Origin of the sequence: Rhizobium sp. AC27/96 (assembly GCF_001692325.1) — a bacterium.
GTDB lineage: Bacteria > Pseudomonadota > Alphaproteobacteria > Rhizobiales > Rhizobiaceae > Rhizobium.
Genome location: NZ_LXKN01000032.1, coordinates 224,018 through 247,840, shown reverse-complemented (window position 1 = coordinate 247,840; position 23,823 = coordinate 224,018). Strand labels below are relative to the sequence as shown.

The following is a 23,823-nucleotide window of genomic DNA, read 5'->3' as shown; positions in this document are numbered from 1 at the left end:
TTATGGCTTACGTAATCACAGAGCCCTGTATCGATATCAAGGATGGCGATTGCACCGTCGCGTGTCCGGTGGACTGCATCTACGAAGGTGGGCGGATGTTCTACATTCACCCCGAAGAATGCATCAATTGCGGGCTTTGTCTTTCCGTCTGTCCGGTCGACGCTATCTTGTGGGATCAGGAAATGCCTGCCGAGCGGCAGATCCTTCGCGATGTGAACCGTGATTTCTTTGCCGATGCCGTCACCGGCTGGGGCGCCCCCGGCGGTTGGGACAAGAGCCGAACGACTAGCCAGGATCATCCCTTTGTCGCCGCCTATCGCGTACCTTCTGAAAACCGCCTGTGAGACCATGTGAGGAGCCTTCTCGTGACGAAAACCCGGATTGCCGGCGTGATTGCCGCCGTGCCGACGCCTTTTGATCATCGTGGTGATATCGACAGCGACGCCTTTATCGAACATGCCCGCTGGTGCCTCGAAAACGGCTGCGATTTCCTGAACGTGCTGGGAACGACCGGCGAGGCCAATTCGCTCTCGGCCTCGCAGCGCAGTGCGCTGATGACGACCGCGGCTCGCGGGCTGGATGGCGCCAGAATGATGGTCGGCACTGGCACGCCGGATCTGGAAACCACTGTCGCGCTGACGCGCAGGGCCTTCGATCTCGGTTTCTCAGCCGCGCTCGTCCTGCCGCCCTATTACTATAAGCCGGTCGATCAGCACGGACTATTCGTCTGGTTTGCAGAGCTTATCCGCCTGACGGCCGAGACGCCGATTGCGATCTATCTCTATAATTTCCCGCAATTGACCGGCATCGAGTTTTCGCCAGCGCTGTCTGCCCGGCTTGCGGAGACCTTTCCCGAGCGGGTCCATGGCATGAAGGACAGTTCCGGCAATCTCGCCTATGCGCGCGAACTTGCCAAAATTGCCGGTTTCGCAGTCTTCCCAAGCACCGAGGCCGCGCTCGCCGATGCCAGACGTGACGGCTATGCCGGATGCATCTCCGCCACCGTCAACATCGATCCCCGCTCGTCGCAACAGCTATGGCGTGATCAGGACAATCTCGCGCTGCTAGAGCAGGTTCGCGGCCTGCGACAGGCCATTGCCGCTCACCCCCTCATTCCTGCGGTCAAATATCTCGTCGGCAAGCGCAGCGGAAATGCCGGATGGAGCAGGGTGCTGCCGCCGCAATTGGAGATTACCGATGAGGCGAGGCTCGAGAGCCTTAATGCCTTGCGGATCGGTGCGCTGACTGAGGGATGACGTTGCCTTGGTCCGGTATCAGGAGATGCCGGGCCACTCGGCATAGTAAGCGCGCGTCGCTTCCGATAAGGCTCGGACGAGCGGTCGCTGTTTCTCCAGTCGTGGCAGGTCGGCTTTTGCCTGTGCCTGCAACTCGCGCAAGGCGGCGTCGAAGTCGATGCCGGTTAATCTGCCGTCGCTCATGACCTCGCGGCCCGAAACGATTAGCCCCTTGGCATATCTGGCGCTCATGCGTGCCAACAGAACTTCCGCCTCGTCGACATCGTCAAACAGGGCGTCGGCAGTCAGCGTCTGATAATCAACGATCGTGAAGTCCTCCGCCTTTTTGGCGTTGATGACTTGGGCGCCGACATGGATGGCGGCGTCAAATAGTTGCGAGGCCGTCAGCCGCCGCGTCAGCTCGCGGCCACCGTGCAGGAGGTAGAGCAGCCGCATTTCGCGCCAGAGATCCTGATCGTCATCGAAACCGGTGCCGTCGAGGCCGATGGCGAAGGCGGGACCATCGGATGCGGCTATGGGCGCCACGCCCGAGCGGAGGCGCAGATTGGCGGTGGGATTGCTGACGAGCTGCACGCCACGTTCGGCAAGAAGCGCGCATTCATCTGGGCGCAGCTGGACGCCATGCGCAACCGCCAGGCGCGGCGACAGGAAGCCTATTCTATCGAGGTAATTGACCACTCCTTCAGGAAAACGCCGGTCGAGCCATAAGCGCTGACGCGGGCTTTCAAGCAGATGCATATGGATGCGCCTGTTGTGCGCGGCAGAGGCCTCGGCAATTGCCTCAAGTAGCGCGTTTGAGCACCATTGCGGCCCGATGGGGCCATATTGCACATCGACCAGCGGATTGGAGTTTGCCGCCGCAACCGCCTCGACTGCTTCGAGCTGCCTTTGGATCGGAGCATAGGCCGGAATGGTTGTCTCGAGCGCGTGCCAGTCACTCGCCGGCAGAAGGGGTTTGAGCCTTTGCGGCCCGCCATCATAGGCCCAGGCATCATGGTCGAGCAGCGGGCAGGAGAGCCCAAGCCGAATGCCGATGTCGCCTGCAGCGCGCATGACATCCTTTGCCTCGTCAACCAGGCGATCGACATTCAAGGAGTTGTGGCAATGCATGGTGGCACCGACGCCTGTTTTCGCAAGCCGGCCAAAGGCGACGAGCGCTTCGAGATAGGGATCCGTGCGGGGGCGCAGTCTCAGCCCTGGTATCCACACTTCCAGTGCGTCGTCGATCGCGCCGAAATCGAGGGTGCGGATGCCATAGCCATGATCGTGCGCGTTGACGGGCGAGGGCAACACCAGATCGCCGGATTGCAAGCCAAAGGGTTGAAGTGCCTGCGGCAGTTCTGCCCCATCCGCGACCCTTCGGGCAGGCGCTTCACCGGGATTGAGCAGCAACCGCACGGACATCACTCTCTTCCCCTACCTTGAGACTACCGCGTTTATCTTCTCGCCGAATTTCGCCAGTTCCTCGCCCATCGACTGGGCGACGACCTCGGTTGCGTGGGTGAGCTGGCGGCGGCGTGAGACGACGATGCCGACTTCGAGATTCTGGAGCTTCGATCCGGCGATCGGGAGCGCCACGGCATCGCCCGCTTCCAGCTCGCGCAGCAGGCCGAGCGGCGTGAAGAAGGCGACACCTTCGCCTGAAAGGATCATCGGTTTCAGCATCATCTGATTGTTCGTCGCAACGAGTGTGCGGCCGACGCGGTTGAGCGCGCCGAGCTCGACGGCGATCATCGAGCTCATGACTTCGTTATCGAGCTGCAGCAGCATGTTGAACTGCGCGCATTCCTGCAGCGTCACGGATTTCTGCCGCGCAAGCGGATGGGTCTTGGCGACGATCGCCATCAACGGCATGCGCACGCCGTGGATCAGCTTCATGTCGTGCGGCCGGGCAAGGTCGAAGGTCACGCCGATATCGACGTCACCCTCGGCGAGGAAGCGGAAGATGTTGTTGTAGTTGTCGGTGCGAATGCGGAAGTCCACGGCCGGGTGCTTCTTGTGGAAGCCTGACACGAATTCCGGCAGGAACTGGATGGCAAGGCTGTCCAGCGCGGCGATGTGCACACGGCCCGTGCTCTTGCCATGAAGATCGCCGAGATTGGATTTCATGATCTCGTATTCGTGCAGGGTGTCCTTGGCATGCCGCAGCACGATCTCGCCGGCCGATGTCAATCGCAAGCCATCGGAGAAGCGCTCGAACAGCGGCGTACCGAGCTCGTCCTCCAGTTTCTTGATCTGACGGCTGACGGCGGAGGTCGCGACATGCAGCTCCTCGGATGCTTTGCGGATCGATCCCGAACGTGCGACTTCGGCGAAATACTTCAGAATGCTGGCATGCATGGATGGCCCTCGGCAATCTCGAAGCTATAACATGCCTATCTGCCGCGCCAAACGGGAGCACGCTTCTCCTGGAAGGCTGCGACCCCCTCCATGGCATCCTCGCTTTTTAGCGCCTTGATCAGGGCCGGTGTGCGCAGCGCCTGCGCTTCGGCAGGCCCAAGATGCGCGGTGCGGTTCACCGTCTGCTTGATGGCGCGCAGCGACAGCGGTGCGCAGGCGACGATATCCGCGACCCAGCGATCGACAGCAGCATCAAGCTCCGCGGCCGGCACCACCTCGTTGACAATGCCGCAGTCCGCCATTTCGCGTGCGCTGAATTGACGTCCGGTCAGCATGACGGCCATGGCGCGATTGAAGGCGATCTTGCGCTGCAGCAGGATCATACCGCCATCGAGCGGCATGCGGCCGACGCGTGCTTCCGGTAGGCCGAAGCGGGCCGTTTCCACAGCCACGACGATATCGCAGCCAAGCACCATCTCAAACCCACCGCCAAGCGCATAGCCATTGACGCGGGCAATGACCGGCACGTCGAGCGAGCGGCGGAAGGCGAGACCGCCAAAGCCGTTCTCGCGGCCGACCGCCCAATAGTCGACCCCGGAACTACCGCTGCCGCCCTTAAGGTCGGCGCCGGCGCAGAAGGCCCTTTCGCCCGCGCCTGTCAGGACGACACAGCTGATGTCGTCACGCCGTTCGATCTCCGACCAGATCGCCTCAAGTTCTCTCTCGGTTCCGGCATCGACAGCGTTCATCCGCTCGGGCCGGTCGAGCGTGACGCGGGCAACGCGATCTTCTACGGAGAAGGAAACGCTCATGCCGCGTCCCCCTGGAGCCCGGAAAGCGAGGCCAGAATTTCATCATTGTGTTGGCCAAGCTGTGGCGGCGAAATGCGCACGGTGACGTGGGCGGCGGACATGTCGATCGGCGAGCCGATCAGCCGGATCGGGCCTGCGGCCGTCTCGCCCGCCTCGAGGATCATCTTGTTGATGATGGTCTGTTCGTCCTTGAGCGCCTCCGGCAACGAGCGCACCGGCGCGCAGAGAATATCGACGCCTTCCAGCCGCTCGATCCAGTGCGCCGTGCTGTTTTTTGCGAAATTGTCGCGGAAGATCGCCTGCAATTCCGGCCGCCGCGCCATCTGGGCGTCGAAATCCTTATAGTGCGGATATTGGGAAAGGTCCTCGATTTCCAGTGCCTCGCAGATGTCGCGCAGCGGATTGGGCTTGAAAGCGCCAACCATCACGATGGCGCCATCCGTGGTTTCGAAGACACCGGTCAGCGGGAATGCACCCCAGTTCAGATCCCTTTGCCGCATCAGATGCGTCGTGCCTTCCTGCATCTGCATGGCGATCATGGAATTGTAGAGGCTGACAGCCACCTGCTGGCCTTCGCCTGTTTTGTCGCGCTGCAGGAGGGCAAGCAGGATGCCCTGGACGAGATGCATGCCGGCCGAATAGTCGGCGAGCGGCGTGGCGTAGATTGACGTCGGATGGCTGTTGTCGGACTTGCGACGCATGACACCTGAGACGGCCTGTGCCAGCACGTCCTGTCCGCCCTTGTGCTGATAGGGGCCGGTCAGTCCGAAGCCGGTGCCGACGGCGTAGATCAAACGCTGATTGATCTTCTTCAGGTCCTCGAAACCGAAGCCCATGCGCTCCATGACCCCAGGCCGGAAGTTGTTGACGACGACGTCGGCCGTTTCCAGCAGCGTCCGCACGGATTTCTGTGCCACCGGGTCTTTCAGGTCCAACGCCAGGCTCTTCTTGTTGCGGTTCAGCGAGCAGAAGACGGGATTGTTGAGGCCGTCGGGATCGGAGCCGAGCGACCAGCGCGAGAGATCGCCGATCTTGACCTTCTCGATCTTGATGACCTCGGCGCCGTAATCCGCCAGAACCTGCGTGCAGGACGGTCCGAGCATGACCTGCGTGAAGTCGATCACGCGGATTCCGTCGAGTGGTAAGGTCGTCATTCTGCAGCCTCCAAATATGTTGCGTTCTCCGAGGGAATATCGCCGGGGTCGGCGCCTTGGGCTCGCATCTGCTTCTGTATTGCGCTGATATCGGCCTTGCGAACGATCGTCCCGGTATTGAGAGCAACGGTTGCCGCAACGCCCGCAGCCTCGCCCATCGCCATGCAGGGCGGGATTTCGCGGCTGGCCTTCTGTGCCTGTGGCGTTGCCGAATAGTGCCGACCGGCGACGATCAGCTGATCGATCTCTTTCGGCAGCATCGATCGATAGGGGGTGTAGTAATCGCGGCCGCGGCAGACCGTATCGGCGAAGTGACGGCGTGACATGACGTCATCCTTGGTGACGACATAGGCGCCTTCCAACTGCCGGGTCTGGCGCACGCCGGTCTGCGGTGCGAAATCGACAACATAGGCATTCTCGAAGCCGGGCATCTTCTGACGCGCAAATTCGAGCAGTCGGGCGATGCGCGAGCGGCCTTCGATTTCGGCCTTGGCCAGGTCGGCCACCTTCAGGCCGCTCAGCGTCGGCATATGCGGGCAGTTCAGCCAGACAACGCCTGGCAGCGGGGTCTTCAGCCACCAGAAGGACCAGCAACCGCCGATCAGCCGCTTGGCCTCGTGATCGAGCAGCTTGAAGGCCTCGGGCTCTTCCCGTTCGAAGCGCTCGGCCGCCTCCGTATTGACGCCGCCCCAGCGCGAAACCGTGGTCAGGATGAAATTGGATTCGATGTGCGCGGCTCCGGCGCTGGCTGCTACGTCCAGATCGCCTGTCGTGTCGATGACAACATCGCCGAGAATGGCCTGCATGCCTTCTTTCGTCTGGCAGATCACGCCCTTGATTGTCCGATCTTCGACGATTGCCGAGGAGAACCAGCTATGGGTCCGGAGCTTGATCTTGGCTTCGCCGATCATGTCGTAGGCGGCGCGTTTGAAGGCGTCTGGATCGAAGGCCGCGGAAAAGCAGATCGGGTGCGGCATCGCCTGGGTGTGGAAGTCGAAAAGACCCCAGCGTGCCCAGCGCTGCCAGGCCTCCGGTGTTTCTCTGAACTCGATCAGGCGATCACGGTCGGTCGGCGTCACACAAAGGCCCCAGCGCTTCATGCGCTCGATCATCTCCATGCAGATGCCGCGCACCGTGATTTCGAGCTCGTTGATCATATCGTCGAGCACCAGCACCATGCCGCCGGCGGCGAGACCGCCGACATAGGGATAGCGTTCGAGAAGCGTGACGCTGGCGCCGTTCCTTGCGGCTGATACGGCTGCTGCGATCCCGGCCGGGCCGCCGCCGACCACCACCACATCGGAGCGATCGACGACAGAGATATCCCGTGCAGGCTGATGAATAACCTGTGTCATTGGTGTTTCCTTGATGTTGTTCTTGAGCGTTTAGTGCTGGCCGGCCGGCTTCCAGCGGACCATCTTCGCCTCGGCAATCGACACGATGAAGAAGAGGATCACGGCGAGCAGAGCGGCAATCACCACCGTCGCGTAGAGGAGCGGCGAGCGGAAATTGTAGGTTGCCTCGATGATCAGCGCGCCGAGCCCGAAGCTGGAGCCGATCCATTCGGCAACGATCGCCCCCATGACGCTGCTGGTCGCCGCGATCTTCAAGGCCGCAAAGAGGAATGGCAGGGAGCTTGGAAGGCGGACCTTCCAGAGGATTTCGGAGTTGCTGGCCGAAAGCACCCGCATGAGATCGAGCATGGCGGGGCTCGCGGCGCGAAGTCCCTGAACCATGTTGACCAGCGTCGGAAAGAAACAGATGAGGCCGGCAATGATGATTTTCGGGGCGACGCCGTTGCCGAAGATCAGCACGAGGATCGGCGCAAGCGCGATGATCGGGATCGCCTTGACGAAGACGGCGATCGGATAGAAGGCCTTCTCCGCGGTAGCGTTGTGAACGAACCAGATCGCCAGCATGATCGCGACGAGATTGCCGAAGATGAAACCGAGAACGGCTTCGAGCAGTGTCGGCAGGAGATTGCGCATGAGTGTCGCGGCATTGTCGTGAAAGGCGTAGAGGACGTCGACCGGGGCCGGCGCCATGAAGGTCGGGATCTTGAAGATCCAGATGACCGCCTGCCACAGCACGATACAGCCGAGGGCTGCCAGGATCGCCGGCATGTTCGAGGAGAGAACGCCAACGGTGGCATCGAGGATCGCCACCTTGCGCGGTGCCTTGGCGATCCCATGGATTTCGGAGTGCACGGCGTTGCTCATATGCATTCCTCCAGCAGCTTGCGCAGATGTGCTGTCACCTTGATGAAATCGACCGTGTCGCGCATGGAAAGCGCGCGGGGATAGGGAAGATCGACCTTCATGAATTCCTTTACCCGGCCGGGATGGGCCTGCAGCATCAGCACATGCTGGCCGAGGAACACCGCTTCGGGAATGGAATGCGTTACGAAGACGATGGTCGTGCCCGTTTCCCGCCAGATACGCAGCAGTTCCTCGTTGAGCTTGTCGCGGGTGATTTCGTCCAGCGCGCCGAAGGGCTCGTCCATCAGCAGGATGCGCGGCTTGGTCACCAGCGCGCGGGCAATCGCCACACGCTGGCGCATGCCGCCGGATAGCTCATGCGGCAGGGCGTTTTCACGCCCCTTCAGGCCGACGAGAGCGAGCAGTTCCATGGGATCGGCATAGGAGCTCTTGTCATGCTTGCCGACTTCGAGCGGCAGACGGACATTGTCGATGACGCTGCGCCAGGGCAGCAGCGTTGCTTCCTGGAAGACGAAGGCGAAGTCGCGGCCTTCGCGTGCCTGGCGCGGTGGCCGCCCGAACACGGAGACCGAGCCGTCGCTGATTTCGACAAGGTCGGCAATACAGCGCAGCAGGGTCGATTTCCCACAGCCCGACGGCCCGAGCATGGTGACGAACGAGCCTTCGGCAATATCGACTGAGACATTCGACAGCGCGGTGAACTCGTTGCCCTTGTCGCCGAAGCGGATGTCGAGGTTACGAATGGAGACGGCAAGCCTTGCTGTTTCGGCAACCGGCAGCGGCTGTTTGATGGTGGCGGCGCTCATCATGGCGTTCACCCGATCTGTTTGCGGATATCGGTGGTCGCGTCGAGGATCGCCATGGTGGCGACGTCGTCGACAGTCGGAACCGCGCCGGCAAATTGCTTCAAATCGGCATAGGCCTTGATCTGGGCTGCCCAGTTGTCCTTGTTCATGGCGCCCCAGCCGGTCTGCTTGGTGCTGTCGCCAAAGGAGAAGTCGATGACGGGGCGGACTGCCTCGAGTTCGCTCGCCTTGTCGAGGTTGGGATAGGCGTCGACCAGCATGTCGACGGCTTCTTCCGGATGGTCTCGGACATAGCCCCAGCCCTTGGCGGCGGCCGTGGTGAAACGCACCAGCACGTCGGAATGCTTGTCGAGCTGCTCGTCGGTCGTGTAGTAGACGTTGGCGTAGAGCTGCAGGCCGGCATCCCAGAGCATCATGTCGACGCGCTCGTCGCCCAGCACCTTCAGCGCATTGGTATTGGTCACCCAGCCGGTCACGGCATCGGCTTGTCCCGTGAGCAACTGGTTCATGTCGGAACCCATGTTGACCATCTTCACCTTGTCCTCGGGAATGCCGTTCTGGGCAAGGAGAGCGCGCAGCAGGATGAAGGCTGTCGGTTGGGTGGCGATCGTCTTGCCGATCATGTCCTTCGGCTCGCGGATCGGCGCTTTCTTCAGCGAGAAATATGTAAACGGATGCTTACGGTACCCGGCCAGGAAAGCCTTGACGGGCATGCCGGCCGAGCGCGCGAGCATCACGGATGGGCTGGAGGAAATCTGGCCGATGGTGGATTGTCCGGCGGCGACGCCCGCAACACCATCGACATTCGGGCCTCCGGGCACGATGGTGAGGTTGATGCCCTGTTCGGTGAAGAAGCCCTTCTTCTGCGCCGCAACCTCACCAATCAGACCGTTCGAGGCAAGCCAGCCGAGCTGCATGCGAACTTCGGCGACATCGGCCGCCTTGCCGGCGCGGATACCGACGAAAGTCTGCGTCGCGGCGAGCCCGCCGACCAGAGCAGCATTGGACAGGAAACGACGGCGATTCATCATGAATTGAGACATTCTGATAGTTCCCCTGTTGATCGGGCGATCGGACTTTTCGTCTCGTTATCCACCGATGCGGGGATGATGGGGGAATTCAGCGTTCTAATAAAGAACAATTATGCGCACTATCGATTGCCGAAAAGGCAACGGTAACGATCATCCGGAAGAGAGATCGGTGATCGCACGCGATGGGGGCTTTGAGCCTTGATGCGAGACTATCGTAGCCCATGCAGGCTGCGCTGGAAAAAACTTCTCCGATTTAGCCGATAAAAAATATGGGATGGCTTCTTATCGAATTGGACTCTGCCATTCTCCCTGCGTCGCGAGATCGCGATAACGATCAAAACTGGGGTCAGTGTTCCCAAGCACAGACCTCGTCCAAACGAACCGGCGCCCGCACGGTGTGACCAACAGGAAGACAATTCATGACTTACCACCCCGATCCGGAACGCTATGACTCCGCCCATTTCCGCCGGGTTGGCCGGAGCGGCCTGAAGCTGCCGGCAATCTCCTTTGGCCTCTGGCACAATTTTGGTGATACGACACCGCTCGATGCGCAAAGGTCGATCCTCTTCAAGGCCTTCGATCTCGGCATCACGCATTTCGATCTCGCCAACAATTATGGTCCGCCCGCTGGAAGCGCCGAGATCAACTTCGGCCATATCCTGAAACAGGACCTCGCCTCCTATCGCGATGAGCTGATCATCTCGACCAAGGCAGGTTGGGATATGTGGCCGGGTCCCTATGGTCGCGGCGGCGGCTCGAAGAAGGCGCTGCTCTCCAGTCTCGACCAGAGCCTCAGTCGCCTTGGCCTCGACTATGTCGATATTTTCTATTCCCACCGTTTCGATGCCGAGACGCCGCTGGAAGAAACTGCAGACGCCCTGGCGCAGGCCGTCCGGCAAGGCAAGGCGCTCTATGTCGGCGTCTCCTCCTATTCCGGCAACAAGACGCGCGAAATTGCCGCCCTTCTCAAGGAGCGGCAGGTACCGCTGCTGATTAACCAGCCGGCCTATAACCTGTTCAACCGCTGGATCGAGAAGGATCTGATTGCGGCTTCCGACGAAGTGGGCGCAGGTATCATTGCCTTTACGCCGCTTGCCCAGGGATTGCTGACGAACAAGTATCTGAACGGAATTCCAGAGGATGCGCGCGTCAACCGTCCCGGCGGCGATTTCCTGCGGCCGGAACATTTGAAGGAAGAGAACATCGACCGCGCACGGGCGCTCAACGAGATCGCCAAGCGCCGGGGACAATCGCTTGCCCAGCTTGCCATTGCCTGGGTCCTGAGAGATCCACGCGTCACCTCGGCGCTCATCGGCGCAAGCTCCGCGCGTCAGGTGGAAGAGAATGTGGCTGCACTCAACGACCTGACATTCAGCCCGGAAGAGCTTGCGGAGATCGATCGCTATGCCGTGGAAGGCGGCATCAATCTCTGGGAAAAGCCATCGCACGACGAAGTCGTCTGAGCAGCAAAAAATCCGCCCGAAGCGCAAGCTTCGGGCGGATCACGGTTTAGGTTTCGCAGGCCTGAGAGCACCCCTCAGCCGCCATATTCGATGATTTCCAGGCCGGCATTGTAATCCGTCGCGTAGATCAGCCCGTTTGCGTCGACGAAGACATCCGCTGATTGGATCACCTTCGGCCGTCCCGGGCGCCGATCTGTCATGGCCGTCGGTCCGGTCGGGACGAGAGCGCCCGTTTCGACCGGGTGATAGGGATCGGAGATATCGAAAGCGCGGATGCCGGCATTCTGCCAGGTGGCGAAGATCAGCGTTTCCGAGACAAACGAACCCGGGCGGTTTTCATGGAGATTGTGCGGACCGAAATGGCCGCCCTTCCGGGTGTAGTCGATCTCGTCGGGGATCGGGAAGGTCGAAATGCTGATTGGATTTTCTGGCACGCGGATGTCGAAGATCCAGGTGTGCTTTCGCCCGTCCTCCTCATTGTCGAGCACTGCCTCATCCGCCACCACCAGAAGCTCCCGGCCGGGAAGCGGCAACGGCGAGTGCGTTCCGCCGCCATAGGGCGGGCACCAGTTGTGATGCTTGATGAGCTTTGGCGCGGAATGATCCCTGATGTCGAGAAGGGTCAGTCCGCCATCGCGCCAGCAGGCATAGGCGGTATCGCCGTGGACCAGTGCGTGGTGCAGTGCATAGCGCTTGCCGTCGCCCCAATTCGGCGTTTCACCCGCTGCCCGGTTCATGCCGGGAAGCCACCATTGGCCGACCAGTGTTGGCCTTGTCGGATCGGCCATGTCGATGGTGACGAAGATGTAGTCGGTAAAGCCGTCCAGCAGTGCGGAAGCATAGGCATAACGGCCGCCGACATACCAAAGGCGATGAAGGCCGACGCCTTCGACGTCAAGCTGACCGATCTTCCGCGGCCTGTCGGGGGCGGAAATATCGAAGACGCTCATGCCGGCAGTCCATGCACGATCGCGCTTTCTGGACGCCACCGTCTCTCCGACCGATTGGGTGTAGTAGGCCTTTTCGTCGGTAAAGGTCTCCACATCGGCAAAGAGATCCAGCGCGTTGATGACAAGCAGCAGGTCGCCATGGGTCTGAAGGTGAATATTCCAGCTGTTGGCCGGGGCCGGCAGATAATTCACTGTCCGCGCATTCCTGGGGTCGCGCACGTCGACGATCGAAAAGCCTTGCGACCAGGGATGCGCGACATAGGCGTGCCCGCGATGGACCATCAATTGCAGCCCGTCGCCGCGACCGCCGATATCGCTATGACCGATCAGCGTCATGTTGCGGGTAAAATCCGGTTTGGGCAGGTCGATCGATGTCATGTGTCTTCTCACATCATCCGAAGAACGAGAAGCGCCGCCCTGACGGGCGGCACATTTGCATGAAGGCAGGCTCAGATTAATTCTTGACCGCCGGAATCCAGGGCGCAGTTGCCGCATCGCTCTTCAGGAAGGCCGGAAATTTCTGCTGCAGCTCTTCGATCGTGCCGATCTTGTTGTTGATCAGATCGTCCCGGGTAATGAGCGTCGGCTGGAGAAGAACGGAGCGGCCCGGGGACTGGCCGGCAATGGCAAGAGAAACCGCGCGAACGGAGACTTCGCCGACAACGGCGGCGTTCGTGGCAGCCGTGGCAACCCAAGCGCTATCCGGCTCGGTGATCAATTGAATGTCGGCCGTGGAGATGTCGACGCCGTAGATCTTGACCTTGCTGGAGACACCAAGCTCGTCGATGGCGAGCTTTGCGCCCTTTGCGAATTCGTCCCATGGCGTGAAGATCACCGAAATCTCCGGATTTGCCCGCAGGACTGCCTTCGTCTGATCGGCGACCGAGGCTGGAACCGTGTCATTGACCACGCCCCATACGGCCTTTTCCTTCAGATTGTGCTGAGCGATGAAATCCTTCCAGACGCCGTAGCGGCGGTCGAGCGGTGCAAAGCCGGCGACATAGACGGCGCCGCCGGTAAAGCCGTCGCCCTTATCCTTGACGGCCTGATCGAGCACGAGCTTTGCCATGTCCTTGTCGCTCTGCTCGATTTGCGGGATCTGCGGATTGTCGAGGTTCACATCATAGGCGACGACCTTGATGCCCTTGTCTAGCGCCTCTTGTGCGACATCCTTCAAGGTTTCTGGCCGTCCGTTATTGATGATGATGCCGTCGACACCGAGATTGATCGCCTGTTCGATGAGGCTGCGTTGCGTATCATTGTCGTTGCGGGCCTGCGAAACGGTGAGGTTCACGCCGAGCGCATCGGCTTGCCGCTTCACGCCAGCCTCGAACGACTGCAGCCAGTCGCCACTGCCGAGGAAACTCACGACAGCGATATTGACGGTCTTTTTGTCGAAAGGAGCGGGCGCTCCGACAAGCCCTGTTGCCGATGCCGTCATCGTAAAGAGCGAGCCTGCAATCAGGGTGGCCGCGATGGTGCTGAATAATTTCATCGTTGAAAATCCATTAGGTTTTAGAGTTGGAGTAGAAATTTAGCGGCTATCAGGCCTTGGCGCGGCTGATCCCATAGGTAAGTGCAAGCGCACCGACGAGAACAGCGCCCTTTATGAAGTCCTGCGTGTAATAGGGTGCGTTCAGCATCGTCAGCCCGTTGAGGAGCACGCCGACGAAGACCGCGCCAATTGTCGTGCCGAGAACATTTGGCCGGCGCAGGCCGAGGACGGCAAAACCGATGAGGGAGGCGGCCACGGAATCCATCAGCAGCGAGCCACCGGACGAGACATCGCCACGGCCGACGCGGGCGGCAACGACAATGCCGCCGAGCGAGGCAAGGACGCCTGACAGCACATAGGCGAAGGTCTTCAAGCGAGCGATATTCGCCCCCGCCAGCCGCGTCGCGGCTTCATTGCCGCCGGTTGCGTAGAGCAGACGCCCAAGCCGTGTGCGCTCGGTCAGAACATGAAGCACGAGCGCGACGACGAGCATGAGGATCACGGGCAGCGGAATCGTGCCGAACAGGCTGGAGCGGCCGATAGTCAGGAAGGCCGGGTCGACCTTGCCGGTCGCCACCGTGCCATCGGGCAGGATCAGCCCCACTGAAATCGAGCGTCCGGCCGTCGGGATGAGCTGGAGGCCGGTTAAGAGGAACATGGTGGCAAGTGTGGCAAGCAGATCCGGCACTTTCAGCTTGACGATCAGCAGGGCGTTCGTAAGCCCGACCAATGCGCCGAAGGCAAGCACCAGCGGCACGGTCTGATAGGCGTTGAGATCAAGCACGATCATCGCATAGCTGGCGGCCATGACGCTTGAGGCGGCTACCGCTCCGACGGATAGATCGAAACCGCCGATAGCGAGTGTCACGGTAACGCCCGCGCCGATAATGGCGACGACGGAAACCGCCTGTAGGACGCTCATCAGATTGTTGATGTTGATGAAGGCCGGTTGGGCAAAGCTGAAGATGAGGAAAAGGGCAAAGAGCAGGAAAAACACCGCGCCTTTGCGCACGAGTTCTCGCGGCGAGATCGGGACGCTCGCCGATTTGCTCTTTTCCTCGATCTGGGCGGTACCTTCACTCATCAGACGTATTCCTCATTCTGCCGGCCGCCGGCGGTCGCGGAAGCGACGTCCTTCAGGCTATGATGTTCCATCACCAGCACGCGGTCGGCGACCTCAAGTGCTTCCTCCGGATCGGAAGTAGCGATCAATGTGGCGCGGTCGCTATGGGCGCGTATGGCCGCGATAATGTCCTGACGCGCGCCGACATCGACGCCCTGGAAGGGCTCGTCGAGGAGCAGCAGCCGGCTCGGCTCTGCCTCCCAGCGAGCCAGTACGACCTTCTGCTGGTTGCCGCCCGAAAGCGACCAGACCGATGCGTCCGGGCCTGCCGCCTTTATGCCAAGTCGCCTGATTGCCGTTTCCGCTTCGCGGGTCTCTCGTCCGGAAAAGAGGAAGCCGGATCGGTACCATTGGCTCAGATGCGGCAGGCTGATCGTGGCGGCGATGCTTTCTCCCGGCCAGTCGGCGGGCATCAGCGAGGAGCGATGTCGATCTTCCGCCGCCATGACGACGCCGCGCGCAATCGCCTCGGTGGGCGATGTCGGCCTATACGGCGCGCCGTCGAGGAGTGCTGCGCCCGTTGCGAAGCGCTCTATGCCGAAAAGCGTAGAGAGAAGCCGGCTCTTGCCCGCACCCAGAACGCCGGTGATGGCGACGACTTCGCCTGCGTGCAGCTTGAGATCGAAGGGGGCGCTGTCGGCGAGAAGCCGTACACCCCGAAGTTCCAGCGCTACGCGGTCGAACTGCTCGCGGCGATGGGGGCGCGCCGCTTTCATGGATCGGCCGATCATGGTCTCGATGGCGATGTCGAAATCGATCGGCCTTGCGAAGGCGCCGACATTGCGGCCGCCGCGCAGCACCACGACCCGATCGGCAAGCGCATCGAGGTCGGCGGTGCGATGGGAAATATAGAGAATGCCCAATCCGCGGGCTTTCAATTGGCGGACGATGTCATAAAGCCGCGCCGTTTCTCGCGCGGAAAGGCTGGCTGTCGGCTCGTCCAGGATCAGTAGTTGCGCCTTGTTTGATAGGGCGCGGGCAATCGCGACCATCTGCCGGTCGGCGGTGCCAAGATCGCCGAAATCCCGGTCAAGCGGCAGGTCGAAACCGGCTTCTTGGAGAATGGCTGCCGCCTTCCTCCGGACGGAGCGTTTCGACAGGAAGAATGCTTGGCGTCCGTCAACGAACTGGTTGAGCAGAAGGGCATCGGCAACCGATAGGCCTGCGACACCGACAACATCGGTCGATTGATGCACGGTGACGATGCCTTGAGCCGCCGCCTCGGCCGGACTATGGGCGCGATAGGGTTCGCTGTTCCATAGAATGGTACCCGAATCCGCCTGATGAAGGCCGGAGAGGATCTTCACCAGCGTCGACTTGCCGGCGCCGTTGGCTCCCATCAGGGCAACGATCTCGCCACGGTCGAGGGTCAAGGATGCGTCGGCCAAGGCTTGGGTTGAGCCGAAGGCAAGAGACAGGTTTTGGATAGTCAGCAAAGTCATGAAGGCAGTGTCGTTGATGATCCGCGACAGCAGTAGGCTTCTGCTCCTCGATCACAAGAAGCGGCCTTGCTTTCATCACTCATTCTATAGAAAAAATTTCTTTTTGCGCAGATGTAAGCCGTTGGCGCATAGAGAGAGGCATGAAGGGATGCCCGGCGCGGCATGCGCGCCGGGCATCCTCGTTGCGTTACTTGATGGTGTTGAGATCGATGCCCTTGGTCTCGCGAATGAAGATGAGGCCGATGACCAGCGTCATTGCGGCGACCGCAATCGGATACCATAGCCCATAGTAGATATCGCCCTTGGCGGCGCTCATCGCAAAGACCGTTGCCGGAAGCAGGCCGCCGAACCAGCCGTTGCCGATATGATAGGGCAAGGACATGCCGGTATAGCGGATGCGGGTCGGGAACATCTCCACCAGGATTGCCGCAATCGGGCCATAGACCATGGTCACGTAGATGACGAGAATGGTCAGGATGGCGATCGTCAGCGGCCAATTGATCGCCGAGGGATCGGCGACCATCTTGAAGGCGCCGCCATTGGGGATCGTATAGACCGGCATGTCGGTTGCGCCGCCGGCCTGGTCCGCCGTCAAGAGCTTCGCCTTGATCAGATCGGCGACGGGCGTGACGGTCTTGTCGCCGGCCCGCACCGTTGCCGCATTGAGCCCGAGTTCCGGATTTGCGGCAATGAAGCCATCAAGCTTGGCATCCGGCACCTTGGCGGGATCGCGCGCCAGCGGGAAGCCGGCCTTCTGCAGGGCGAGGTTCATGTCATGCGTGAAGGCTACGCTCTTGGCCGCAGCGGCGGCTCCTGCGGCGACGGCGTCGTAGGAAGCTATGGTTGCGTCGCCCACCTTGACGGTTGCTGGCTGCCCAGCCGGGCCGTCAACCACCGTGTATGGAACCGAACTCTTGGAGAGGAATGATGTCGCAATATCGCAGGAATTGTTGAATTTCGCCGTTCCCACGGGATTGAACTGGAAGGTGCAATCGCCCGGTGCCGCCGTTACGGTGGCGCGGACGGTTTGTTCTGCCTGGGCAAGGGCTGGATTTGCCGCGCCGGTCAATGCCTTGAACAGCGGGAAATAGGTAAGGATCGCCAGGGCAAGGCCTGCCATGATGATCGGCTTGCGGCCGATCTTGTCGGAGAGCCAGCCGAAGAACACGAAGAAGCCGCTGCCGATCAGAAGTGCGATCGCGATCATGATGTTGACCGACTGGCCATCGACCTTCAGCACGTTCTGCAGAAAGAACAGCGAATAGAACTGGCCCGCATACCAGACGACGGCCTGGCCGGCGGTGAGGCCGAGAAGGGCGAGCAGTGCGATCCGGGCGTTCTTCCATTGTCCGAAGGCTTCAGACAGCGGCGCCTTCGAGCCCTTGCCCTCTTCCTTCATCTTCTTGAAAGCCGGCGATTCACTCAGAGATAGCCGGATCCAGACGGAAATGCCGAGAAGAACGAAGGAGAGAATGAAGGGAATACGCCATCCCCAGGCGGCAAAAGCATCCTTGCCAAGCCAATTCTGCACCACCAGGATCACGATAAGCGACAGGAACAGACCGAGCGTTGCCGTGGTCTGGATCCACGAGGTGTAGAAACCGCGCCGGTCATTCGGCGCATGTTCGGCGACATAGGTGGCCGCGCCGCCGTATTCACCGCCGAGCGCCAGGCCCTGCAACATGCGCAGCACGATCAGGATGACCGGTGCCGCGAAACCCCAGCTGGCCGAGCCGGGCAAGATACCCACGAGAAAGGTCGACAGACCCATGATCAGGATCGTGACCAGGAAGGTGTATTTGCGGCCGACGAGATCGCCGATCCGTCCGAAGACCAGCGCGCCGAAGGGCCGGACGAGGAAGCCTGCGGCAAACGCAAGCAAGGCAAAGATGTTGCGGGTTGCCTCCGGGTAGTCACTGAAGAAGGCTGCGCCGATGAATGCGGCCAGGGACCCGTAGAGATAGAAGTCGTACCATTCGAACACTGTACCGAGCGAAGAGGCGAAGATGACCTTCTTCTCTTCCCTGGTCATGCCTCGACTCGTCGTCTCGGCCACGGACGTGGTTGCCATTACTAGATCCTCCCAATTGCACCAGGGACATCGTCAAAAGACCTGTCTCATGTCCCCCATGATGACATTACGCAGGACCTGTCCGCGGGCTTGCCGCGGAAGGTCGCGCCAGTGGGTGCTCTCCGGATTTCCTCCCCCAGGAGATCACGCACCTGATGCGTTTGTGAGTGTTGGCTAAAAATTGAAAATTGCAATGCCTGCAACTTCCGTCGCTTATGGAAAACTGTGCGTAAACTATCAAGAAATACGAATATGTTCCGCGTCCTTATCGCCACGGCGGATCGTGGCCCGAAAACCGTGGTCCGGGCATGTTTGCGGATGTCGCGGCCTGGAAGATCCGACGGGCTGATCCCTTGATTCCCTTGGGCCGTCTCAGGCAGTCTGCAACTGCAGGCGGCGCATGGGCGGAAAGGCCAGGGCGATCGCCGCGGCACCCAGACCCACCATCGACGATCCGATGAAGAGCCAGGAATAGTTGGCAAAGGTATCGAATATCCAGCCGCCGATGAGAGGGCCGGCTGCCATGCCGATGCTCGACAGCATCGAGACGGCCCCGAAGACCGTGCCGATGACACGCGGCCCGAAATATTCCCGCGCCAGCACCGCATAAAGCGGCATGACGCCGCCATAGGCGCTTCCGAAGACCACGGCCAATGCATAGAACTGGTCAAGTTCGCTCACCAGAAGATAGGTGGCGAGTGCCGCCGCCTGCACCAGGAGACCGGCTATCAGCACTGGTTTGACGCCGAGCCGATCGGCAAGCGTGCCGTAAAGAAGGCGGCCGCCGAGACCCGCCAGGCCTTCGACACTATAGATGCTGACGGCGGCCATCGGGCCTACGCCGCAGATCGTGGCATAGCTCACCATGTGAAAGATCGGACCGGAATGGGCCGCGCAGCAGGCGAAGAAGGTGGCGCCAAGGACGAGGAATTGCGGCGAGCGGAAGATCCGGCCAAGCGGCAGGTTCTTTTCTTCCATCTGCCCGTCGACTGTCGAGGCTTCGTCGACAACCGGTGCCCGCCGCACCAGCAGTGCCGCCGGTATGAGCAGAACCCAGGCCATGATGCCGATCACCAGCATGGCGAAACGCCAGTCATAGGCGGAAATAAGGTAGCGGGCGAAGGGCGATATCGTCATGGGGGCGACCCCCATGCCGGCCGACACCAGCGATACGGCAAGGCTTCTGCCCTTGTCGAACCACGCCGTCGTCGCCGCGATCATCGGCGCGAAAAAGGCGCTGGCGGCAAGACCGACGAGAATGCCGTAGGTCACTTGGAATTGAAGAAGGGAGCCGGCCCTGCTTGCCAATACCAGCGCAAGCCCAAGCAGCAGCGCACCGGCGATGACGACGACGCGAACGCCAAAACGATCGCTTGCTGCACCCCAGGCGAAGGCGCCCAAGCCCATGACGAGAAAGTTCAACGTCATTGCCGCGGCAATGCCGGCACGCGACCAGCCGGTATCGGCGGCGATGGGCACCTGGAAGATTGCCAGGGAAAACATCGCGCCGAGCGCTACGCAGGTCATCAATGCTCCGGCGCCGACAATCACCCATCGATAAGAGGAATTCATCTCCCGCACTCCCTTTCAACCGGCTCGACCCGCGACCCGAAGGTTCTCACGATCATGCCTCGCCTCATCTCTGGAATAAAGACGATTGAGATCGATCGATTTCGACATTGCCGCTTTGGAAATTTTCAATTGGCTGCTGCGCGAGATTTGCGCGGTCGCGACGAGCTCTCTGAGCCGGGCAAACGATGTGCCTAGCGGAGAATTTAATCCTGAGCTCATATAGGGCTGCTAAGAGTGCCGCAGCAATGCCGAATGAAACTGCCCCGCGCCAAAGCGGCCGGCGGCAACTGCGAATGACATACAGCCCTCACGCAATACCGAACCAGATCTTCAAAGTCGTGGAGCGGAATATTCAATGGCTCATATCGTCATCATCAATCCGCGTTTCGAAACCTCCTATTGGGGCATGGAACACGCTCTGCCCCTCTTCGATGCGAAGGCAAACCTTCCGGTGGCTTGCCTGCCGCTATTGGCGGCTCTGACGCCCGCGGACCATAGTGTCACCTTGCTGGATGAGAATGTCGAAGCAATAGATTTCGGCCTGTGCGAGAAGGCCGACATCGTCGCACTGACGGGGATGATCGTCCAGCGCTTCCGGATGACCGAAATCCTGACCGAACTCAAACGACGCAATTGCTTCACAGTCGTCGGCGGACCTTGGGTGACCGTCAAGGAAGACTATTTCGGCAACCTCGTCGATGTCTGCTTCATCGGTGAGGCGGAGGAGACCTGGCCGAAATTCCTGGGTGAATGGGAGCAAGGTCAGCACGCACGGCGCTACGAGCAATCGGACAGGACGGATATGAGCAAGGTGCCCGTGCCGCGCTTCGACCTGCTGAAGATGGATGAGTATGCGGTTGGCAGCGTCCAGTTCTCGCGGGGCTGTCCGTTCACCTGCGATTTTTGCGATATCATCGTCGTCTTCGGGCGCAAGCCCCGCATCAAGGAGAGCGTACAAGTCATCGCCGAGATGGAGGCCTTGCTGGCCTCCGGCATGGATACAGCCTTTATCGTCGACGACAATCTGATCGGCAACAAGAAGGCGATCAAGGAGGTGTTGCGTGATGTCGTCACCTGGCAGGAGCGCCATCATTATCCGATGACGTTTCTGACGGAAGCGTCGATCGACCTGGCCGACGACGCCGAGCTGATGCAGCTGATGGTCGACGCCAATATCCGTGTCGTCTTCATCGGCATCGAGACCCCGAACGAGGAGGCGCTGCGCGAAACCAAGAAGCTCCAGAACCTGCGCAAGGGCGGAACGATGTTGGAGAAGATCCACACGATCCAGCAGACCGGCATGGAGGTCTGGTGCGGCATGATCCTGGGCTTCGACAGTGACGATGCGACGATTTTCGATGCGCAGCGCGTCTTCATCAAGGATGCACGCATCGTTAACGCCATGATCGGCATGCTCGCCGCCATTCCGAAGACGCCGCTCTATACCCGCCTTGCCAAGGAAGGGCGGCTCGATCACGACGATCCGCCAGCCTTCGGCACAAACGTCATTCCCCTCAATCTTTCCCGCGAAACGCTGCGGGATGGCTATCTCTCCGTCCTCAGCGACCTGCATCAGCCCTCGGCCTATTTCGACCGTCTGGACGCGCTTTATATCGACGCCCGCATTGAACCGGAAAGTACGCGCTTACGATACCTGCGTCGCCACCCGTTGCGGCTGATCGCTCTTAACGCAACATGGGCGCTGGAAGCGCTCGGCATCTTTGTCCGATTGATGCGCCGGGTGAAGGAGGCCGAACTGCGAGCCGTCTACCGCCGGCGCTTTCTCAAGCTGGTGCTTCACCGCCGCTCACCCGTGGTCATGCAGATCTACGCGATCAAATGCGCCATGCATTATCACGCTCATATCATGGTCCAGCAGATGCGCTCGGGCGGTGGTATCGTCAATTCGTTCTAGCCGCGCTTTGCTACCGAGCGGGTCATGCTGGTAGAGGCGGACGGTCTTCAGGCGGTGACGTGGGTCGCTATTTGCCTGATGTCGATCGGGGCATGTATTGTTGCGTCTGCGCAACACATTGGCCGAGACATCTGCAATTCGAAATTGTGGGGGTTGCCGATTTCAAGATCTCGCGTATGATACGCTCATCCGCAAATCAAACAAGGAGGCGTGACATGCATTATACCCAAATGTTTACATACGTCTCCGGCGGAATGATCTCGACTGGTTTGGCATGTGTCATGCCAACTGCACGACGAGCTTTCATCTAAAGCTTAAAAGGCTTTATCTGCCGCCGCTTAGGCGTTTTCCCGTTAAACCTATATGACTTGCTCAGGGAATGATTTGGTGCGTCCTCGACGTATCAGCTCCTGAAGCCGGTCGCGCTTCAAGAGGACCTGGCTGCGTGATTGCGCCAGGAAAAGACGATGACTCATTCACAATTTTTAGTTGCTGACAACTTAACGGCAACGATCGATGAACTGTGCCAGGAATTCGGTGCGTGGAAGACCGCGCGTGCCCTGCTGCTCGTCATCTGGAGGCAGCACCAGACGCGCAAATGCGTATCCGAACTGTCCAACTACCAGCTTCGCGACATCGGTCTTCCCGAGCGGGAGGATACTCTGGGCCAGCCCAAGTTCCTGCCGCTGCATCTGCGCCATTTTGCTTGAGTTCGAGTGGATGGCGCGGCTTGTTTCCCTGCATTCAACCTCTGACCGGAGACCTGGAAACGGTCTCGGGCTCGAAGGTTCGAAGGCGTGGAATTTCATGATTTACGTCGCCGGATCGATCGATCCCGTGCGCCGTAGGTTACCAATGAACCATTGCTGTCGCAAAGGGCAGGGTAGGGCAATCGATGCTCTGCCCTGCCGTTTTGCGGCAATGAGTTTTACCGGCGTCGGCGGTTATAATGTGACCCGAGCAGATATCGGTTTCTGCGCGTCGCTGATCAGCCCGCTTTCGAGGCGACACAGCATATACGGTCTTTGCTGATTATGGCTTTGTTGCTGGCCAAGCCGCCAAGCGGCTCAGCCCATAGCGAAGATCCAATCTCTATACGGTCAGGATCGCGTAAATAACGCCTCTGTTTTCGCCGCGCATGATGACACTGTCGGCAATCGGGTGCCGGACCTTGTCGATGATCGATTGGACTTCCCTGTCCGTCCGCCAGATCAGCGGCCAGTTCATGAAGGTTTCCATATAGCCTTCGACACCGATATCCTGCGCGAAGTTCGCCAGAAGGAACTTGCCGCCGGGCTTCAGCATCTGCAGGCAACGTTCCGTCAGCTTCACGGCGACGTTTTCGGCGAGATAATCATAGAGGCCGGCTGCATAGATGAAATCGAATGTTCCGAGCTTCTGCGCGCGTCCGAGAATGGTACGAACAGATCCGTTGACCGCTTCGATGCAGCTTCCATGGTAGGTCGAGGTCACGGTTCCGACGCTGATGGGATCCTGGTCGAGCGCAACCCAGCGCTTGAGCTTGTCAGCCTTCAAGGCATTGGAGAGTTCCGCCTCGCGAAGATGCCCGGCGGCGATCGCCAGGATTTCCGCATTCTCCTTTTCGCTGGCCACGGCATCGACATGCGCGGCAAGAAGCTCACGCCTTTCGCGCACGGCGACCGCGGACGGCGCCATTCGGGTGAAATTGTAAACTTCAGCACCAAGTGGCGAAGCCTCCGTCACCTGGGCGGCGACGGCCGGATGCTCGTAAATGAAGTCCAGCAGCTGGGCGTCACCGCTATAACCGCGCGGCTTCTCGAAGGACCATCTGGTTAAGGGATCCTGAAGCAGAAACGACGAGACGGGATGCACCTGCGCCAGGGAAGCAAGATGATCCCAGATCAGGGGCGTCGATCTGGTCTTCAACGTCTGCAGACGTTCGACCAGGGCCTTCATGGTTCCCTGAACCGGCGCATTCGCCTCAAATGCCTGCTGTGCCAAAGAAAGAATAAGGGCAAGTTCGGCCTCGCCCTCCTTCATCTGTTCGGTTGTAAAATTATTAACCTTCGACCTCGTGTGTTCGGAGATCGATTGCGCCGTCACAAGGCTATAACCATCGAGAGCTGTTTGAAATTGTGTCAATTTTAAATAATCCCGTGAATAATATGCAAACCATATCGCACATAAAATGT

General features: G+C 60.1%; 20 protein-coding genes. 5 read left to right on the top strand and 15 right to left on the bottom strand.

Going from position 1 to position 23,823, the window contains the following annotated elements; all coding sequences use genetic code 11:
* Positions 1-2 precede the first annotated feature (2 nt).
* Both fdxA and A6U86_RS22805 read left to right on the top strand, forming a co-directional pair.
* On the top strand, positions 3-344 hold the full coding sequence (fdxA, locus tag A6U86_RS34850) for a ferredoxin (RefSeq protein ID WP_083196943.1): 342 nt from the start codon (positions 3-5) through the stop codon (positions 342-344).
* A 21-nt stretch (positions 345-365) separates the two neighbouring features.
* Complete coding sequence (locus A6U86_RS22805) at positions 366-1,256, top strand: dihydrodipicolinate synthase family protein (RefSeq protein WP_068396056.1); 891 nt, start codon at positions 366-368, stop codon at positions 1,254-1,256.
* Between the two features lie 18 nt (positions 1,257-1,274).
* Here the strand turns inward: A6U86_RS22805 and A6U86_RS22800 are convergent, their stop codons facing one another.
* From A6U86_RS22800 to A6U86_RS22765, 8 genes are read right to left on the bottom strand one after another with little or no spacing between them, the layout of a single operon-like run.
* Entirely contained in the window at positions 1,275-2,660 is a 1,386-nt protein-coding gene (locus A6U86_RS22800; protein WP_068395505.1) for an amidohydrolase family protein, read from the bottom strand.
* A gap of 12 nt (positions 2,661-2,672) precedes the next feature.
* Positions 2,673-3,596, bottom strand: coding sequence for a LysR family transcriptional regulator (locus tag A6U86_RS22795; protein WP_068395504.1), 924 nt, complete (start codon positions 3,594-3,596; stop codon positions 2,673-2,675).
* A 35-nt stretch (positions 3,597-3,631) separates the two neighbouring features.
* Entirely contained in the window at positions 3,632-4,408 is a 777-nt protein-coding gene (locus A6U86_RS22790; protein WP_068395502.1) for an enoyl-CoA hydratase-related protein, read from the bottom strand.
* Entirely contained in the window at positions 4,405-5,562 is a 1,158-nt protein-coding gene (locus tag A6U86_RS22785) for a CaiB/BaiF CoA-transferase family protein (RefSeq protein WP_068395500.1), read from the bottom strand. The genes A6U86_RS22790 and A6U86_RS22785 overlap by 4 nt, the downstream gene beginning before the upstream one ends.
* On the bottom strand, positions 5,559-6,917 hold the full coding sequence (locus A6U86_RS22780) for an FAD-dependent oxidoreductase (protein ID WP_068395499.1): 1,359 nt from the start codon (positions 6,915-6,917) through the stop codon (positions 5,559-5,561). The genes A6U86_RS22785 and A6U86_RS22780 overlap by 4 nt, the downstream gene beginning before the upstream one ends.
* A gap of 30 nt (positions 6,918-6,947) precedes the next feature.
* Positions 6,948-7,781, bottom strand: a complete 834-nt coding sequence (locus A6U86_RS22775; RefSeq protein WP_068395497.1) for an ABC transporter permease — start codon at positions 7,779-7,781, stop codon at positions 6,948-6,950.
* Positions 7,778-8,590, bottom strand: a complete 813-nt coding sequence (locus A6U86_RS22770) for an ABC transporter ATP-binding protein (protein WP_068395495.1) — start codon at positions 8,588-8,590, stop codon at positions 7,778-7,780. The genes A6U86_RS22775 and A6U86_RS22770 overlap by 4 nt, the downstream gene beginning before the upstream one ends.
* Before the next feature lie 5 nt (positions 8,591-8,595).
* Positions 8,596-9,630, bottom strand: a complete 1,035-nt coding sequence (locus tag A6U86_RS22765) for an ABC transporter substrate-binding protein (protein WP_068395493.1) — start codon at positions 9,628-9,630, stop codon at positions 8,596-8,598.
* Between the two features lie 407 nt (positions 9,631-10,037).
* Between A6U86_RS22765 and mgrA the strand changes: the two genes are divergently transcribed.
* Positions 10,038-11,081, top strand: a complete 1,044-nt coding sequence (gene mgrA, locus A6U86_RS22760) for an L-glyceraldehyde 3-phosphate reductase (protein ID WP_068395491.1) — start codon at positions 10,038-10,040, stop codon at positions 11,079-11,081.
* A 74-nt stretch (positions 11,082-11,155) separates the two neighbouring features.
* On the opposite strand, the gene A6U86_RS22755 is transcribed toward mgrA, so the two are convergent.
* The 6 genes from A6U86_RS22755 to A6U86_RS22730 all read right to left on the bottom strand — a co-directional run bounded on the left by A6U86_RS22755 (position 11,156) and on the right by A6U86_RS22730 (position 19,734).
* Entirely contained in the window at positions 11,156-12,409 is a 1,254-nt protein-coding gene (locus A6U86_RS22755; protein WP_068395489.1) for an LVIVD repeat-containing protein, read from the bottom strand.
* A gap of 76 nt (positions 12,410-12,485) precedes the next feature.
* Positions 12,486-13,526 carry a substrate-binding domain-containing protein gene (locus A6U86_RS22750; protein ID WP_068395487.1) on the bottom strand — a complete coding sequence of 347 codons (1,041 nt, stop codon included), beginning with the start codon at positions 13,524-13,526 and terminating at the stop codon, positions 12,486-12,488.
* Positions 13,527-13,575: 49 nt separating this feature from the next.
* Entirely contained in the window at positions 13,576-14,610 is a 1,035-nt protein-coding gene (locus A6U86_RS22745) for an ABC transporter permease (RefSeq protein WP_068395485.1), read from the bottom strand.
* A complete protein-coding gene (locus A6U86_RS22740) occupies positions 14,610-16,091 on the bottom strand; it encodes a sugar ABC transporter ATP-binding protein (protein WP_068395483.1) in 1,482 nt (493 codons plus the stop codon). The genes A6U86_RS22745 and A6U86_RS22740 overlap by 1 nt, the downstream gene beginning before the upstream one ends.
* A 187-nt stretch (positions 16,092-16,278) precedes the next feature.
* A complete protein-coding gene (locus tag A6U86_RS22735) occupies positions 16,279-18,162 on the bottom strand; it encodes an MFS transporter (protein ID WP_068395481.1) in 1,884 nt (627 codons plus the stop codon).
* Between the two features lie 372 nt (positions 18,163-18,534).
* Positions 18,535-19,734: an MFS transporter gene (locus A6U86_RS22730; RefSeq protein WP_068395479.1), complete on the bottom strand. Its 1,200-nt coding sequence runs from the start codon at positions 19,732-19,734 to the stop codon at positions 18,535-18,537.
* Positions 19,735-20,089: 355 nt separating this feature from the next.
* On the opposite strand from A6U86_RS22730, the gene A6U86_RS22725 reads away from it, so the two are divergent.
* The gene (locus tag A6U86_RS22725; RefSeq protein ID WP_068395477.1) at positions 20,090-21,649 is read left to right on the top strand and encodes a radical SAM protein; all 1,560 of its coding nucleotides are present in this window, start codon (positions 20,090-20,092) and stop codon (positions 21,647-21,649) included.
* Positions 21,650-22,116: 467 nt separating this feature from the next.
* Positions 22,117-22,359: a DUF1127 domain-containing protein gene (locus A6U86_RS22720; protein WP_068396053.1), complete on the top strand. Its 243-nt coding sequence runs from the start codon at positions 22,117-22,119 to the stop codon at positions 22,357-22,359.
* A gap of 382 nt (positions 22,360-22,741) precedes the next feature.
* Here A6U86_RS22720 and A6U86_RS22715 read toward each other — a convergent pair whose 3' ends face one another.
* A complete protein-coding gene (locus A6U86_RS22715) occupies positions 22,742-23,773 on the bottom strand; it encodes a class I SAM-dependent methyltransferase (protein WP_068395475.1) in 1,032 nt (343 codons plus the stop codon).
* Positions 23,774-23,823 lie beyond the last annotated feature (50 nt).

Bases quoted from the DNA above. Each gene is read 5' to 3' on its own strand.
- A6U86_RS22750 (WP_068395487.1), bottom strand. From the start codon at position 13,526: ATGAAATTATTCAGCACCATCGCGGCCACCCTGATTGCAGGCTCGCTC.
- A6U86_RS22770 (WP_068395495.1), bottom strand. From the start codon at position 8,590: ATGATGAGCGCCGCCACCATCAAACAGCCGCTGCCGGTTGCCGAAACA.
- A6U86_RS22730 (WP_068395479.1), bottom strand. From the start codon at position 19,734: ATGAATTCCTCTTATCGATGGGTGATTGTCGGCGCCGGAGCATTGATG.
- A6U86_RS22735 (WP_068395481.1), bottom strand. From the start codon at position 18,162: ATGGCAACCACGTCCGTGGCCGAGACGACGAGTCGAGGCATGACCAGG.
- fdxA (WP_083196943.1), top strand. From the start codon at position 3: ATGGCTTACGTAATCACAGAGCCCTGTATCGATATCAAGGATGGCGAT.
- A6U86_RS22800 (WP_068395505.1), bottom strand. From the start codon at position 2,660: ATGTCCGTGCGGTTGCTGCTCAATCCCGGTGAAGCGCCTGCCCGAAGG.
- A6U86_RS22720 (WP_068396053.1), top strand. From the start codon at position 22,117: ATGACTCATTCACAATTTTTAGTTGCTGACAACTTAACGGCAACGATC.
- A6U86_RS22780 (WP_068395499.1), bottom strand. From the start codon at position 6,917: ATGACACAGGTTATTCATCAGCCTGCACGGGATATCTCTGTCGTCGAT.
- A6U86_RS22740 (WP_068395483.1), bottom strand. From the start codon at position 16,091: ATGACTTTGCTGACTATCCAAAACCTGTCTCTTGCCTTCGGCTCAACC.
- A6U86_RS22745 (WP_068395485.1), bottom strand. From the start codon at position 14,610: ATGAGTGAAGGTACCGCCCAGATCGAGGAAAAGAGCAAATCGGCGAGC.
- A6U86_RS22725 (WP_068395477.1), top strand. From the start codon at position 20,090: ATGGCTCATATCGTCATCATCAATCCGCGTTTCGAAACCTCCTATTGG.
- A6U86_RS22790 (WP_068395502.1), bottom strand. From the start codon at position 4,408: ATGAGCGTTTCCTTCTCCGTAGAAGATCGCGTTGCCCGCGTCACGCTC.
- A6U86_RS22795 (WP_068395504.1), bottom strand. From the start codon at position 3,596: ATGCATGCCAGCATTCTGAAGTATTTCGCCGAAGTCGCACGTTCGGGA.
- A6U86_RS22765 (WP_068395493.1), bottom strand. From the start codon at position 9,630: ATGTCTCAATTCATGATGAATCGCCGTCGTTTCCTGTCCAATGCTGCT.
- A6U86_RS22755 (WP_068395489.1), bottom strand. From the start codon at position 12,409: ATGACATCGATCGACCTGCCCAAACCGGATTTTACCCGCAACATGACG.
- A6U86_RS22775 (WP_068395497.1), bottom strand. From the start codon at position 7,781: ATGAGCAACGCCGTGCACTCCGAAATCCATGGGATCGCCAAGGCACCG.
- A6U86_RS22785 (WP_068395500.1), bottom strand. From the start codon at position 5,562: ATGACGACCTTACCACTCGACGGAATCCGCGTGATCGACTTCACGCAG.
- mgrA (WP_068395491.1), top strand. From the start codon at position 10,038: ATGACTTACCACCCCGATCCGGAACGCTATGACTCCGCCCATTTCCGC.